Annotated in this window: 11 protein-coding genes; 3 read left to right on the top strand and 8 right to left on the bottom strand. The window is 61.4% G+C overall.

What is annotated here, in order from left to right; translation table 11 throughout:
- The first annotated feature begins 161 nt into the window (after nt 1-161).
- Nucleotides 162-1,166, top strand: coding sequence for a polyprenyl synthetase family protein (locus IFJ82_RS07055; RefSeq protein WP_003620357.1), 1,005 nt, complete (start codon nt 162-164; stop codon nt 1,164-1,166).
- 157 nt (nt 1,167-1,323) lie between these two features.
- Here the strand turns inward: IFJ82_RS07055 and IFJ82_RS07060 are convergent, their stop codons facing one another.
- Together IFJ82_RS07060 and IFJ82_RS07065 are read right to left on the bottom strand one after the other, a co-directional pair.
- The gene (locus IFJ82_RS07060) at nt 1,324-2,160 is read right to left on the bottom strand and encodes a glutamate racemase (protein WP_192266104.1); all 837 of its coding nucleotides are present in this window, start codon (nt 2,158-2,160) and stop codon (nt 1,324-1,326) included.
- Between the two features lie 19 nt (nt 2,161-2,179).
- Nucleotides 2,180-2,941, bottom strand: coding sequence for an orotate phosphoribosyltransferase (locus IFJ82_RS07065; RefSeq protein WP_003620355.1), 762 nt, complete (start codon nt 2,939-2,941; stop codon nt 2,180-2,182).
- Nucleotides 2,942-3,175: 234 nt separating this feature from the next.
- On the opposite strand from IFJ82_RS07065, the gene IFJ82_RS07070 reads away from it, so the two are divergent.
- The gene (locus IFJ82_RS07070) at nt 3,176-3,415 is read left to right on the top strand and encodes a hypothetical protein (protein ID WP_040510847.1); all 240 of its coding nucleotides are present in this window, start codon (nt 3,176-3,178) and stop codon (nt 3,413-3,415) included.
- A gap of 154 nt (nt 3,416-3,569) precedes the next feature.
- On the opposite strand, the gene IFJ82_RS07075 is transcribed toward IFJ82_RS07070, so the two are convergent.
- The 4 genes from IFJ82_RS07075 to IFJ82_RS07090 form a co-directional block, all read right to left on the bottom strand.
- Complete coding sequence (locus tag IFJ82_RS07075) at nt 3,570-4,868, bottom strand: citrate synthase (RefSeq protein WP_003620353.1); 1,299 nt, start codon at nt 4,866-4,868, stop codon at nt 3,570-3,572.
- Between the two features lie 211 nt (nt 4,869-5,079).
- Nucleotides 5,080-5,631: a SixA phosphatase family protein gene (locus IFJ82_RS07080; RefSeq protein WP_192266106.1), complete on the bottom strand. Its 552-nt coding sequence runs from the start codon at nt 5,629-5,631 to the stop codon at nt 5,080-5,082.
- Between the two features lie 11 nt (nt 5,632-5,642).
- The gene (locus IFJ82_RS07085) at nt 5,643-5,978 is read right to left on the bottom strand and encodes a chorismate mutase (protein ID WP_040512008.1); all 336 of its coding nucleotides are present in this window, start codon (nt 5,976-5,978) and stop codon (nt 5,643-5,645) included.
- 79 nt (nt 5,979-6,057) lie between these two features.
- Nucleotides 6,058-6,825, bottom strand: coding sequence for a metallophosphoesterase (locus IFJ82_RS07090; RefSeq protein WP_081254488.1), 768 nt, complete (start codon nt 6,823-6,825; stop codon nt 6,058-6,060).
- Between the two features lie 717 nt (nt 6,826-7,542).
- On the opposite strand from IFJ82_RS07090, the gene IFJ82_RS07095 reads away from it, so the two are divergent.
- The gene (locus IFJ82_RS07095) at nt 7,543-9,063 is read left to right on the top strand and encodes an acetyl-CoA hydrolase/transferase family protein (RefSeq protein ID WP_003620348.1); all 1,521 of its coding nucleotides are present in this window, start codon (nt 7,543-7,545) and stop codon (nt 9,061-9,063) included.
- An 88-nt stretch (nt 9,064-9,151) separates the two neighbouring features.
- Here the strand turns inward: IFJ82_RS07095 and IFJ82_RS07100 are convergent, their stop codons facing one another.
- Both IFJ82_RS07100 and IFJ82_RS07105 read right to left on the bottom strand, forming a co-directional pair.
- The gene (locus IFJ82_RS07100) at nt 9,152-13,708 is read right to left on the bottom strand and encodes an AAA family ATPase (protein WP_192266108.1); all 4,557 of its coding nucleotides are present in this window, start codon (nt 13,706-13,708) and stop codon (nt 9,152-9,154) included.
- A gap of 24 nt (nt 13,709-13,732) precedes the next feature.
- The gene (locus IFJ82_RS07105) at nt 13,733-14,353 is read right to left on the bottom strand and encodes a thioredoxin domain-containing protein (RefSeq protein ID WP_003620344.1); all 621 of its coding nucleotides are present in this window, start codon (nt 14,351-14,353) and stop codon (nt 13,733-13,735) included.

Genomic DNA, 14,353 nt, shown 5'->3' on the forward strand with positions numbered 1-14,353 from the left:
ATTCGGTATCGTCCTCTGGCTTGACCGCCTTTCCGGTGCCCCTCATATACTCTGATACATTGAACCTTCGGAACCGGGAGAATAACCTTTTGGGCCTTGCAGTTAGTCTGCCGGAATCCGATAAAACGGCAAGTCAGAAAGACAAAGGGGCTCGACGCCCGATGGCAGACGGATCTGAGGTTGCCTTGCGCGACCTGGCTGAATATCTCGCCGATGACATGGCGGCATGCAATCGCGCAATCGTTGAACGCATGGACAGTCCGGTCGCGCTGATCCCTCAACTGGCGGCGCACCTTGTCGCGGCGGGGGGGAAACGGCTGCGTCCGTTGCTGACACTGGCGTCGGCGCGGTTGTGCGGGTATGAACCCGACGCCACGCATCAGCGCCATGTCGCGCTTGCGGCATGTGTGGAGTTCATCCACACCGCAACGTTGCTGCATGATGATGTCGTGGACGAAAGCACCCTGCGGCGGGGATTGGCCAGTGCCAATGCCATTTTCGGTAACAAGGCATCGGTGCTGGTGGGTGATTTCCTGTTTGCCCGTTCGTTTCAGCTCATGACCGATGATGGCTCGCTCAAGGTGATGAACATCCTGTCCTCTGCCTCCGCGACCATTGCGGAAGGGGAGGTGCTGCAGATGTCCACGCAGAACGACCTTTCGACCAGTATCGAGAAATATCTCGAAGTGATCCATGGCAAGACCGCCGCCCTTTTCGCGGCGGCCTGCCGGGTGGGGGCCGTCGTTGCCGATCAGCCGTTGAAGGTGGAAGAAGCCCTCGATTCCTATGGCACCAACCTCGGCATGGCGTTCCAGCTTGTCGATGATGCGCTGGATTATGCGGCGGATCAGGCCACGCTGGGCAAAACGATCGGCGATGACTTCCGCGAAGGCAAGATCACCCTGCCCGTACTGACGGCCTATAACGCAGGGGATGAAAAAGACCGCGTTTTCTGGCGTCGCGTTATTGAGGAAAGCGAGCAGACGCCGGATGATCTCGACCATGCGCTGGAACTGATTGCGCGGACCAATGCCATTGGCATTACGCTCGATCATGCCACACGCTATGCGGAGGCCGCGTCGCAGGCATTGGATATCTTCCCGCATTCCCGCCTGAAGCAGTTGTTGCAGGATACCGCGTCCTATACCGTCAGCCGCCTGCGCTAAGAGGTGGTTTGTAAAAACAGATCCGGTAATACACTGAAAAGATAAAAGTTTTTGGTGAAGCTTTTTCTAAAAAGCTTCGAAAGACGCCGCCTTTTTGAAAAAAAGGCGGCCCCCAGAAACTTTTCTTGTTTTCAGAAGTACCACAATGCGCGGCCTGTTATCTTATGCAGGTGTCCTGCGCGTTCTGGTGGTCCTCTCCCATAAAGGGATAGGCTGCGTCATATCCCATGTGACGCAATCCGGGGAGCAAGGCCCCCATATCCTGCGGCAATGCGGTAAAGAATGCATGCCCCGGCTGATACGGTCCTTTTGCGGCAACCGTGCCGAGGTTATGGGCAAGACGTGTTGCCTGTCGTGAGACCGCCTGCGCCGGATCAATCCAGCGCAGGCCGGGCCGCCCCAGCCGCTGAAAGCGATCCAGCAGGAATGTATAATGGGTGCAGCCCAATCCCACGACATCAATGGCGTCGCCCCCGGGCTGTAAAAACAGCCCATCCATTTCCATCCTTATGGCCCTTTCGGGAACGGGGCGCCCCCGAAAGGCCAGTTCGGACAGGTCCGCAAGGTTGCGCGCGCCATAGGTAATGAGGGTGCAGCCCGGGGCGAACCTGTTTCGCAGGTTGCTCAGATAAGGGCGCGTCAGTGTCGCACGTGTTGCCAGCAGGCCGATGGTCCCGCTTTGCGTCAGGTCGGCTGCCCATTTAATCGGGGGTACACATCCCACGAAAGGGAGCCTATGGCGCGCGCGCAGGGCATCAAGGGCAAGGGTACTGGCGGTGTTGCAGGCGATGACCACCAGGTCCGGTCGCAACCGTGCGATGGCCTGCCCGACAAGGGTAAGGATGCGTGTTACCAGAAAATCATCAGCCTGTTCCCCATAGGGAAAAACGGCCGTATCGGCGAGGTAGTCGATGCGTGCCCCCGGAAGGTCCGTCCTGAGGCAGCGCACGATTCCCAGGCCGCCGATACCTGAATCAAATGCAAGAATCCGCACGTCCCGTCACACCATGGGTTCAGGACGCCTTATCCGCCGTGAGCTTGCGCGTCAGGGCTTCTTCCGCGCTGGCGACGCCACCATGCTTGGCCGACCATGCGCAGGGGTTTTCAAGGAAGCGGCGGACTTCGTTTGCATCTTTTTCAGAGAAATAGGGCTTGCCCGCGCAGGCTTCGAGGATATCCCACCATGTGCACAGTGCATGCAGCGTGATGTTCATGTCCGCCAGTGTCTGGTATGCGCCGGGAAACACGCCATAAAAAAACACGACGAACGTATGGTCCACGATAGCCCCTGCATCGCGCAGGGCCTGTGCAAACTGCACCTTGGACGAACCATCCGTCGTCAGGTCCTCCACCAGCAGCGTGCGCATGTTTTCGGGCACATCGCCCTCGATCTGGGCATTGCGGCCAAAGCCCTTGGGCTTTTTGCGGACATAGGCCATCGGCGCCATCATCCGGTCGGCAATCCACGCGGCAAAGGGAATACCCGCCGTTTCCCCGCCAACCACGGCGTCAATGCTTTCATAACCGACATGGCGGCCGATTTTTTCCACCCCCAGTTCCATGATCTTCTGTCGCGCGCGGGGGAAGAAGATGATCCGGCGGCAGTCAATGTAAACAGGCGATTTCCAGCCAGAGGTCAGGGTGTAAGGTTCATCCGGGCGGAAATTGACGGCCTTGATTTCCAGCAGAAGACGCGCGGTCGTCAGCGCGGCATCCCGATCCCATGCGGTTGAACCGGTTGAAAGGCCAGCGCCATTTCCTGTTGCGTCGTGCATCTACCCTGCCTCCAGATTGTGGATATGAAATGTTGAAAAGACGCTTACCGGGAAAAGCGCGGAAAATCCATAATTAGAGCGGATGGGCGAAACATTCCGTCATGCTGGTATGAATTCCGTGGACAGATATGATTTTGCGAAATGGTGACAAGTGTTTTCTTGATTTCCAGGCAGGTTATAGATTACACTTCCGCCAAGTTAATAATAATTATCATTTTCGGGTGGTGTCTTATCGTGGGTTCTGAAACAAGCCATATCGTTCGCAACTGCGAACGGGCCGTTGTTACCGCGTACCAGGAACTGCGTCAGGTGGGGACGACGGACGTGTCCGCCTTCCATGCCTGCACGACGCTGTATCGCATCCATCACCCCGAGGCATCGTTAAACGAAGCGCGGCGTCTGGTGTCCGAATGGATTGACCACCATGTCGTCCATCATCGTCCCGGTCCGACGACGGGCTGTGAATGTGCTTGAGGATTGACGCATCCGGGTGGTGACGCATCACCCGGACAAGGCAATGCACACATATATATATATGCAACGGGCCTCTTCCACATGGGTGGAAGAGGCCCGTTTTCATTGGTGTGACCTGTTTTCCCCGGCCCGTGGGCCGGGAAAGGGCAGGGGATCAGGAACGTTCGGAAATGGGGGTGAAATCGCGTTCCGGCGAACCCACATAAAGCTGACGCGGGCGGCCGATACGCTGGCCCGGTTCTTCGATCATTTCCTTCCACTGGCTGATCCAGCCGGTGGTGCGCGCCACGGCAAACAGCACGGTGAACATGCTGGTCGGGATGCCCATGGCCTTGAGGATGATGCCCGAATAGAAATCGACATTCGGATACAGGCTGCGCTTGACGAAATATTCGTCGCTGATCGCGATTTTTTCGAGCTCGATGGCCAGATCCAGCAGCGGGTCGTCCTTGATGCCCAGTTCGCTCAGGACTTCATGGCAGGTGGCCTGCATGATCTTGGCGCGGGGATCGAAGTTCTTGTACACACGATGGCCAAAGCCCATCAGGCGCACGCCGCTACTCTTGTCCTTTACCTTGGCGATGAAGTCGGGAATGTTATCCTTATGCCCGATGGAGGCCAGCATCTTCAGCACGGCTTCGTTCGCGCCGCCATGCGCAGGTCCCCACAGCGCCGCGATCCCGGCAGAGATGCAGGCAAACGGGTTGGCCCCCGTGGAACCGGCAAGGCGCACCGTGGAGGTCGAGGCATTTTGTTCATGATCCGCATGCAGGATCAGGATACGGTCCATGGCGCGGGCCAGTACAGGATTGATCTTGTACTGCTCGCTGGGAACCGCGAACATCATGGACAGGAAATTTTCCGCATAGGACAGGTCGTTACGGGGATAGATGAAGGCATCCCCCTGCGTATAACGATAGGCCCATGCCGCGATGGTCGGGATCTTGGCGATGATGCGCATGGCCGACAGGTTGCGGCTGGCCGCGTTAGAGATGTCGATCCCGTCGTGATAGAAGGATGAAAGCGCGCCCACCGTGCCGCACAGGATCGCCATCGGGTGCGCGTCGCGACGGAACCCGTTAAAGAAATTGCGGATCTGTTCATGCAGCAGGGTATGATGCTTGATATCCGTCACGAAGGTGTCATACGCCTTCTGGTCCGGCAGCTCGCCATTCAGGAGGAGGTAGGCAACCTCCATGAATGTGGCTTTTTCCGCCAGTTGTGCAATGGGATACCCACGGTGCAGCAGGATGCCCTTTTCACCATCGATAAACGTGATCTTGCTGGTGCACGATGCCGTCTCGCCATAGCCGGGATCGAAGGTGAATACACCCGTCTGTGCAGGCAGCTTGCGGATATCGACGACATCCGGACCCAACGTGCCAGACAGAACCGGCAGCGCCGCACTCTTTTCGCCTAGCGAGATAGTCGCGGTTTTTCCTGACTCGCTCATCAAACACTTCCTCCTGGTCGTCCGCCGTCGCTGTTGCGGTATGGCGAAACGTGTCTCCAACCTCGGGACAGCCTGTCGTTCTGGCGACAGTTTCGTGCCTGCCCACGTTTTATGTGCCCACCCGTCCAGTGCGGATCATGATGGGCGTTGAAACCGAGATAAGGACGAAATGGCATCCATGGCAATCCGGGGCAGCCATGCCCGGCGGACATCAGTCACAGAGGGCGCGATACAGGCTCATTTCATGATTCTGGTTATTATTCCACGGAATTGCGCTGAAAAAGCACGCCATTGCCGCAGGGGGGAAGCCCAGTGACAGGGCAGGGGGCAGATTGCCCGAAGCATCGCGCCCCGCAAGGTCCATGACCAGGTTACCGATGCCCGGATTGTGGGATAACACAATGATATTACGGTATTTTTCATCTACCTCGCACAGCACCTCAAGGATACGGTCCGCAGAGGTTTCATAAAGTGCGTTCACATGTTGGACATCGGGGGCGTGATCTCCGAAAAATGATCCCATTGCCGCCCACGTCTCACATGTGCGTAACGATGGGCTGATCAGGGCAAGATCGGGCACGAACCCCATTGCCTGCAACTCATGGCTCCGCTGCCGGGCCGAAAGGCGTCCCTGTGCCGTCAGGGGGCGCTGGATATCGGCATCCATGCCAAAGTCGCCAAAGGGCACGGGCGCGGCCTGCGCATGGCGCATCAGGACCAGCCGCTGCGGGGACTGCCGCCAGCCATCATCAGGATCGGACATCGTGGGGGATTTCAGGATTGCGGCCTGTCATCGGCGTGACGGGCGATGGCCTCGTGATGCCGGATGACTTCCTTGATGATGAAGGCAAGGAATTTTTCCGCGAAATCGGGGTCCAGGTTTGCGCTGCGGGCCAATGCGCGCAGACGCTCCACCTGCTGGGCCTCACGCGTCGTGTCGGCAGGGGGCATCTGGTAACGTGCCTTCAGGCGGCCCACGGCCTGCGTATGGCGAAACCGTTCCGCCAGCAGGTAAACCAGCGCCGCATCAATGTTGTCGATGCTGCGGCGCAGTTCCAAAAGTGCATCGCGCGCTTCGTCCGGCACGGCGGTCACGGGTGTTTCATTCATGTAGGTCAGGGCTCCCAGTAAAAGCAGGTCTGTATGATAGGGGTCATCAGGATCGGCGGCAGGCGTGATCGCGTCACATTCACATTGCGTGAACAGCGGGGTCGGTCCCCGGCAGGTCAAGTCCGGGCAGGTCGATCCACGCCAGATGGCCGCCCTTGCCCGCACCCGTATCCGTAAAGATCGCCGTGCCACCGGCGCGACCGGTTCGTACCCATGGCCGCCCATCGGTCGAACGCCGGTCATGGCCGCAATAGACGGTATAGCCGGCAGGAATGTGATCCACCCAGTTCAGGCGTCGTTCGGGATACCCGTCTTTTTGCATCCGGCCGGTTGTTTCCCCAAACAGTGCGCGCGACAGCAGGGGCGTAACCGTGCCAAGGCCGGGGGGCGGAACTTCGTCAAGCATACGTACATGAAACCCCCCATGTACGAAGACATATTTCCCCAGCACGATCCATGCGGGTGCCATCGACAGGTCTTCAATCGCGCGTGTCCGTACGTCTTCGTTTTCGGGGGCAAGAAACTGCGCCAGGGTTTCCATCAGGGGCGGGTCGCGTCGCATCTTGCGGCCATGCAGGGCGCGTGCAAGCTTGCGGTCATGGTTGCCCAGCACGAACAGCCCACGCCGTTCGTCGATCAGTTGCTGCATCAACCGGAACGTCCCCACGCTGTCGGGGCCGTAATCCACCAGATCGCCCAACTGTATCAGGAACCGGTCCGTGGCCGCCGCATGGCGGAAGGCATGCAGGTCCCCATGCACATCGCCCACGATACGTATGCGACGCCCGCCGATCATCCGGGCAATGGCGTCATTATCCGGTGTCGGCGCATATCGGGGCATTCCCATCGGGTCTGTCCCCATTGCTGCAGACGGCGGCACATGGAGGGGAAAGCCTGCGCGATGTACGGCGTCGCCCGAAAAGGCATATGGGGGATGGGAGGGTAATCGACGTCTCAAACGAAAGTCCTCTCCCTGAAACATGAATGATGGCCCATCGCCACTTCCTGACCGAACCATATCAAAGCAGATGCGCCAGGCGTGCGCACGCAGGGGCCCTTATCCATCAGGATAACAATCCTTGCACTATCCGCAAACACAGGGATGGCTTGTCTCGACGTCTCCACGATGTTGCGTATCGACAATAGATAATGCTTCAGACCCCCAAGTCATGCAAAAAACGCATGAGAAGGTTGCAATTATCGTTTACGCCCCCTTCACTAGAGCAATCGTGAAGGCAACGATGCATGTAGGACGCAACTGTCACATGCTTTTGTTGTGACGCCCGCCCCGAGACGGAGAACAGATGTCAGGAGGGAAAACGATGCGCATTCCCCCGTTCGCCTGAACCGTAGCAATCCTGTAAGGGGATAAAGCCTCACGGCCAAAGCGTCACGGCACGGGTCGGCCGGGAAAACGGGCGACATACGGAAATTGCGCATCAGGTGGTTCGCGCGGAATGGGGGCAGGCAACGTCCCGCACCGTGTCGGGGCCATCACCAAGGATAACCGGCCCGGTGCAATACATGCGCTGGCGCACACAAAAAAGACTTTGAGGGAAAGTTCATGATCGACCACACCCGAATCCGGAATGCGGCGCTCCGGGCCAAGATCACGACAGCGGAACAGGCCGCATCGTTCATCAAGCCCGGCATGACGGTTGGCACCAGTGGCTTTACCGGCGCAGGCTACCCCAAGGCGGTCCCCGAAGCGCTGGCCGCCCTGATGGAAAGCGAGCATGCCAAGGGGCGCGATTTCCGTATCCGCCTGCTGACCGGGGCTTCCACCGGGCCGGAACTTGATGGCGCGCTGGCCAAGGTCAACGGCATTGCCTTTCGCATGCCCTACAACTCCGACCCGGCCTTGCGTGCGCGCATCAACAAGGGCGAAACCGAATATCTCGACATGCATCTCAGCCATGTCGCGCCGATGGCCTGGGCCGGCTTCTTTGGCGATATCGACACCGCCGTGATCGAAGCCACCGCCATCCGCGAAGACGGCAGCATCGTTCCGTCATCTTCCGTCGGCAATTCCAAGACGTGGCTCGACACGGCCAAGCAGGTCATCATCGAGGTCAATAGCTGGCAGGACAGCGCGCTTGAGGGGATGCACGACATCTGGACCGGCACCGCGCTGCCGCCGCACCGCCAGCCCATCCCCCTGCTTCGTCCCGATGACCGCATCGGGGAGACGTCGCTGCGTGTGGACCCGGCCAAGATCGTGGCCATCGTCGAAACCCATGCGCCCGACCGCAACGCCCCGTTCAGCCCGCCAGACGCGTCGGCCAAGGCCATCGCCGGACACCTGATGGAGTTCTTCCGCCACGAAGTCGCCCGTGGCCGCCTGCCGTCGTCGTTGCTGCCGTTGCAGTCCGGCGTGGGCAATGTCGCCAATGCCGTGATGGGTGGTCTGGAGGAAGGGCCATTTGAAAACCTGACCGCGTTTACCGAGGTGATCCAGGACGGCATGCTGGGCATGCTGGAATCGGGAAAGATGCGCGTCGCCTCGGCCACAGCATTCTCGCTCAGCCCCGAAGCCGCGGAATCGCTGAATTCCCGCATGCGGGAATTCCAGAAGAAGATCATCCTGCGTCCGCAGGACATCAGCAACCATCCCGGCCTGATCCGTCGCCTTGGCTGTATTGCCATGAACGGCCTGATCGAATCTGACATCTATGGGAACGTCAATTCGACGCAGATCATGGGGTCGAAGATCCAGAACGGCATTGGCGGTTCGGGCGATTTCGCCCGTAATGCCTATATTTCCGTCTTCATGACGCCCTCGACCGCCAAGGGGGGCAAGATTTCGGCCATCGTGCCGATGGCGTCGCATGTCGATCACATCACGCAGGATTCGCAGGTTCTGGTAACGGAACAGGGGCTGGCTGACCTGCGCGGCCTGTCACCCAAGCAGCGCGCCGAAGTCATCATCGCCAACTGTGCGCATCCTGACTACCGTCCGATGCTCCAGGATTACTACAAGCGCGCCCGTGCCGGGTCGTTCGGGCAGCAGTCGCCGCATCTGCTGACCGAAGCCCTGTCATGGCATCAGCGCTTCATTGAAACGGGTTCCATGCTCCCGTCCTGACCCTGCCTACAGCCAGCCCGTGTCTTTATGGCGCGGGCTGGCCATCCATCGAAGTGCGTTCTGTTTGCCGGCTACCCGGCTGGCCCCCTCAGGGCGATGTCGCATCCGTGGGGTGCATTCTGTCCTGCGCCACCATGGCAGAGGCACGTTCAAGGTCGATCGAAAGCACACGGCTGACCCCGCGTTCCTGCATGGTCACGCCGTACAGCCGGTCCATATGCGCCATCGTCAACTGATGATGGGTGACAACCAGGAACCGTGTCCCGGCCTCTGCCACCATATCGCCCAGCAGGGCACAGAACCGGCCGACATTGGCATCATCCAGCGGTGCATCAACTTCGTCCAGCACGCAGATCGGGGCGGGATTGCACCTGAATACCGCAAAAATCAGCGACAGCGCCGTCAATGCCTGCTCCCCCCCCGACAGTAGCGACAGGGTGGCCAGCTTCTTGCCGGGCGGCTGGGCATAGATTTCCAGCCCGGCCTGCAGGGGATCGTCATTGCCGACCATGCCCAGATGGGCGCGCCCGCCATTGAACATCCGCGTGAACAGCGATTGGAAATGCTGGTCGATCTGTGAAAAGACCGCCATCAGCCGTTCGCGGCCCTCGCGGTTGAGATTGCCGATCGTCCCACGCAACCGGGCAATGGCGGATTCAAGCTCCGTGCGTTCGGTCATGATCGTGTTGATCTGCTCTCCCGCCTCATTGGCTTCGATTTCCGCACGCAGGTTTACAGGGCCAAGTTCTTCACGCTGGCGGGCCAGACGGCCGACCTTGCGGCGTAACCCGGCCTCGGCTGCCTCGCTCAGGTCCGTTGGCACGATACCGGCGGGCGGCTGTGATTCCGCCATCAACTGCGCAAGGATGGCTTCGGCCTGCTCCTGCTTGCCTTCGGCACGCAGGACGTCCTCACGCATGCGGATCATTGCGGCATCCGCCTTTTCGCGTGCATCCTGCGCCGTGGACAGTGTGGTTTCCGCCGTTTTCAGGGCTTCGGCCGATTGGTTGTAGCGTCCTTCCGCTGCGGACAGGTCGGTGGAAATGGCCTCGCTGCGTGATGTGATCTCTTCGGGTTGCAGGGCGATGCGCCCATGGTCTTCGTGGGCGATCCGCAGGCGGTCGTGGGTCGCGTCCACATCGCGCTGTGTCCCCTCAACGCGGTCGCGCCATTCCCCCATGGCGGCAAGTGCCCCGGCAATGCGTTGGGTCAGTGCCTCATGCTCGTTATCGATCCGCCCGAGCAGGTCACGCACGTCCTGTTCCATCCCCCGCGTCGCGGCATGGTTTTCGCGCAGGGCCTCAAGGTCCCGGGCCAGAAGTTCGGGGTCCGGCAGGGCCGCCTGCTCCGTGACAATCCGTGCGCAGTTTTCGGAGACGGTGGCGAGTTCGCGCCTGATGTCGTCAAGGCGCGGTTCCTGCGCATCGAGGATACTGCGTATTTCGTGCTGGCGGTTTCCGGCCTCGGTCCGGGCCTGTGTCGCCTCATCAAGGGTCGCCTGCGTCGCGCCGCGATTGTCCTGCGCGGTGGACAGTCGTTGCGCCGCCGCTTTTGCAGCCTGTTCCGCCATATCAAGCGTGGCCGTAGCCTGCTCTGCGGGAGGGAGCGAAGCCTGATATGCCTGTGCGCGTTCATGGTCCTGCTGGGCCTGCGCAAGATCCTGCGCCATACGGGCGAGGGCGGGCATGATTGCCTGAAGGCGTGTCTCTGCCTCGCCATGGCGATTGCTGGCTTCATTCAGGCTGCGCTGCGCGGCGTCATGCGCCACCTGCGCCGCCTGCCGGACCTGCCGCGCCTGTCCTTCGTCCTGCCGCGCCACGAGTGCCGCCGCCGATGCGCGTTCAAGCTCGGCTTGCAACAGGGCGGCGGCCGGTTCTGCGGCTTCCTCCTGCTGTGCGGTTTCCAGCGTCTGCCGTGCCTCGGCATCGGCGGCGCGCGCCGCCTCAAGTTGCACGGCAATCGTATCAAGGCGCGTGCGCACCGCCGCATCCTGCCGCCCGAGTTCCGCTTCCTGCCGCCGCAGCAAGCCAAGCTGCTCCTCAACACCGGCGCGCCGGACGCGGGTTTCCTTCATGGCTGTCGTGGCTGCTTCCAGCGCGATGCGCGCATCATCGGCAGCCTGCCTGCGTTCCGGGACCTCCGCCCGCAGACGGTCGAGTTCCGCGCGAATATCGCGCAGCCGATTGATCTGGCGCAGCTTCAGGGCCGCGCGACTGGGCAGGTTCCCGGCAAGCCGATAGCCATCCCACCGCCACAATGCCCCGTCACGTGTCACAAGGCACTGCCCCGGCGCAAGCTGGCGTTGCAGGCTGTCCCCATCCGCCCCGTCATCAAGCAGCCCGGCAAATGCCAGCACACGCGCCAATGCACCGGGCGCATTAATCAGGCCGGACAGGGGGCGGATGTTCCCATCGGGAAAGGCCGGTGCCTCCAGCACGGGCAGGTCACGCCACTGCCGTGCCGCCGCGGATGAAACCGATGCCTCCAGCCCTTCTGACAGCACTACGGCAAGGGCCGTTTCCAGCCCTTCGGGAATATGTAACAGCGTGGCGATATCCGGGGCATCGCCGTCCTGAACCTCCCCATCCGCCGCAAGAGCCTTGGCCAGGCCGTCCGCTTCGGCCTCCATGCCGGTTACGGTGGCGCTAAGTTCGTTCAGGCGTCGTGCCTGTGTTTCGCTGTGTGTGCGGCATTGGGCAATCTGCTGTTCCGCTGTCCGCAGGTCGTCTTCGGCGCTGGCATGGGCCTGTTCTGCGGCCTTGCGGGCTGCGATGGCGCCATCCAGCTTACCCGGTGGAAGGGCATTTTGCTCGATCCGTGCCGTTTCTTCCGCCAGCGACGCCAGTTGTGCGGCCGCCCGCGCGCAGGCGGAACGTGCGGCACGTGTCGCCTGTTCCAACGCGCCACGTCGCGATGCGGCCTGTTCGACCCGGGCGCGGACTTCCATTTCCGTTGCGGTCAGTTCGGTACGGACGATTTCGGCGCGTTCCAGTGCCTCACGCGCGGCGACAAAGGCGGCCTCAGCCGTTGTGACACTGTCGCGCAACTGTTCCAGATGGTCCTGAGCCACCAGCAGTTCGCGCGCCTCAACCTCCCGCTGGGCCAGAGCGGCATGGTCGCGGTGCAGGGTTTCCAGCCGTGCGGCTGCCTGGGCCAGTTCCTGGGCGGCCTGTTCATGCTGTCGGCGGGTTTGCGCGGCCTCGTTGCGTGCGATATTCGCCTTGAGCACGCAATCCGATTGAAGCTGTGTCGCGGTTTCCAGTTCAACGCGGGCGTCATGCGCGGCCTGTGTCGCGGCTTCCACAACGTGGTCAAGTGCCGCAAGCGCCTCCGTGCCGGGCATTTCCGTGCGCAGGCGCGTAACCTCCGCCGTGATCTCGTCATGCCGGGCCTGCAGGTGGGCCTGACGTTCACTTGCCGCGATGCGGGCTTCTTCCATCTGGGCAAAGCGCAACTGCGCTTCGCGTGCGGCCACACTGGCCTGTTCCAGGGCCCCGGCCTGTTCGCGCACCTGCGTCTGTAAGGTGGCAAGCTCGTCGCGGGCCTGCGCCTGACGTCCCGGCAGGGCGTCAAGGGCGGCCTGCGCCTCTGCGCGCTCCGCCTCCAGACGTTCCAGCATGGTCCGCGCATCCCCCTGTCGCGCAAGGGCGGCTTCATGGTCCTGCTGGCATTGTTCAAGGCGGGCCTGCGCCTCTGCCACGGCGGCATTGGCGCGCGCGACCTCTGCCGCGATATTTTCCGCCATAACGCGATGCCGTTCAAGCTGGCTGCGCTGGGTGTCGGCCTGCGTGCGCAAACCGGGCAGGGCCTGTGTCGCCTCGAACTGTGCAATGGTCGCGTCTTCTGCCGCCTGTTCCGCCGCAAGCAGCGCGTGACGCGTGGTGTGGAGGTTTTCGCGGGCCTGCGCCACCGCGTTGCGTGCGCGGGCATGCAGCAGCGCCAGCAATGTCACTTCGCTTTCGCGTAACCCCTGCGACAGTTCACGGTACCGGGCCGCCTGCGTTGCCTGTGCCTGCAGGTCGCCCAATCGCGCCTCAAGCTGAAGGCGGAGATCCTCTGCACGTTCGAGGTTGGCCTCGGTTGCGCGTAATTTCAGTTCCGCTTCATGCCGCCGTCCATGCAGGCCGGTAATGCCTGCCGCTTCCTCCAGGATGCTGCGTCGTTCCTCGGGACGTGCGTTGACCAGGGCAGAGACACGCCCCTGACTGACCATTGCGGATGACCGCGCCCCCGACGCCAGATCGGCGAACAGGGTCTGCACGTCGCGTGCGCGCATGGACTTGCCATTGATGCGATATCCGCTACCTGCGCCGCGTTCTGCGCGTCGCACGACCTGCAGTTCATCCTGTCCCTGGAACGGGGGCGGGGCGACATCCGCCGTACCTTCCAGTGACAATGTGACCTCGGCCGTGTTGCGTGCGGGGCGTGCGGCGGTGCCTGCGAAAATCAGGTCATCCATTTCGCCCCCGCGCAGGGACCGCGCGGAGGTTTCCCCCATGGTCCAGCGCAGGGCCTCCACCACGTTCGATTTGCCACAGCCATTCGGCCCGACAATTCCCGTCAGGCCCGGCAGGATTTCGATGGAGGCCGGGTCGGCAAAGCTTTTGAACCCGGCGATGCGAAGGCGGGCGAAACGTGCTGTCATGAAGAAACCGGCTGCCTTGGGAAATCAGGAAAGGGATTCGACCTTCTGGGCGAACTGCTCATACGTCAGTTCCTGCGAGACCTGTTCCTTGTCATTGAACCGGAATGTCGGGGTGCCGTCGATCTTGTACTGGGCCTGGGCACGGTCCTCTTCATCCATGATGGCGTGACGCAGCTTGTCATCGGCCAGCGTCTGCTGGAACAGGTCCGCAGACATTCCCGCCAACGCCGCCATCTTGCGCAGTTCGTCCTGCGGGTTGACATCCTTGCCAAATGCCCAGCGATCCTGACTGGCGAGCAGGGCGAGCACGAACGCCTCGTACCGGTCGCCGGGCAGGGAACGCGCGATCATCGCCGCCGAAAGTGCAACCTGATCCAGCGGGAAATCACGGAAGATATAATAGACCTTGCCCGTATCAATCAGCTTGCTGCGTACCTCTGGGAACACTTCTTCAGAAAAGCGCGCGCAGTGGGTGCATGTCAGGGAAAACCATTCCTCCACATGCACCTTTGCCGACGGATTGCCCAGCGCGCGGATGGCAAGGCGCGGGTCGGCCGCCTGCGCCCGCGCGCCCGACGCCATTCCGGCGCCCAGCAGCAGGGCAGGCGCGGCGGAAGCAAGCAGTGTGCGACGTGTAATAAGCAT

This window comes from Novacetimonas hansenii, from assembly GCF_014843995.1.
GTDB classification, from domain to species: domain Bacteria; phylum Pseudomonadota; class Alphaproteobacteria; order Acetobacterales; family Acetobacteraceae; genus Novacetimonas; species Novacetimonas hansenii.

Coding starts and splice junctions, on each gene's coding strand:
- IFJ82_RS07055 (WP_003620357.1), top strand. CDS start 162: ATGGCAGACGGATCTGAGGTTGCCTTGCGCGACCTGGCTGAATATCTC.
- IFJ82_RS07065 (WP_003620355.1), bottom strand. CDS start 2,941: ATGCACGACGCAACAGGAAATGGCGCTGGCCTTTCAACCGGTTCAACC.
- IFJ82_RS07075 (WP_003620353.1), bottom strand. CDS start 4,868: ATGAGCGAGTCAGGAAAAACCGCGACTATCTCGCTAGGCGAAAAGAGT.
- IFJ82_RS07080 (WP_192266106.1), bottom strand. CDS start 5,631: ATGTCCGATCCTGATGATGGCTGGCGGCAGTCCCCGCAGCGGCTGGTC.
- IFJ82_RS07085 (WP_040512008.1), bottom strand. CDS start 5,978: ATGAATGAAACACCCGTGACCGCCGTGCCGGACGAAGCGCGCGATGCA.
- IFJ82_RS07090 (WP_081254488.1), bottom strand. CDS start 6,825: ATGGGAATGCCCCGATATGCGCCGACACCGGATAATGACGCCATTGCC.
- IFJ82_RS07095 (WP_003620348.1), top strand. CDS start 7,543: ATGATCGACCACACCCGAATCCGGAATGCGGCGCTCCGGGCCAAGATC.
- IFJ82_RS07100 (WP_192266108.1), bottom strand. CDS start 13,708: ATGACAGCACGTTTCGCCCGCCTTCGCATCGCCGGGTTCAAAAGCTTT.
- IFJ82_RS07105 (WP_003620344.1), bottom strand. CDS start 14,353: ATGCTTATTACACGTCGCACACTGCTTGCTTCCGCCGCGCCTGCCCTG.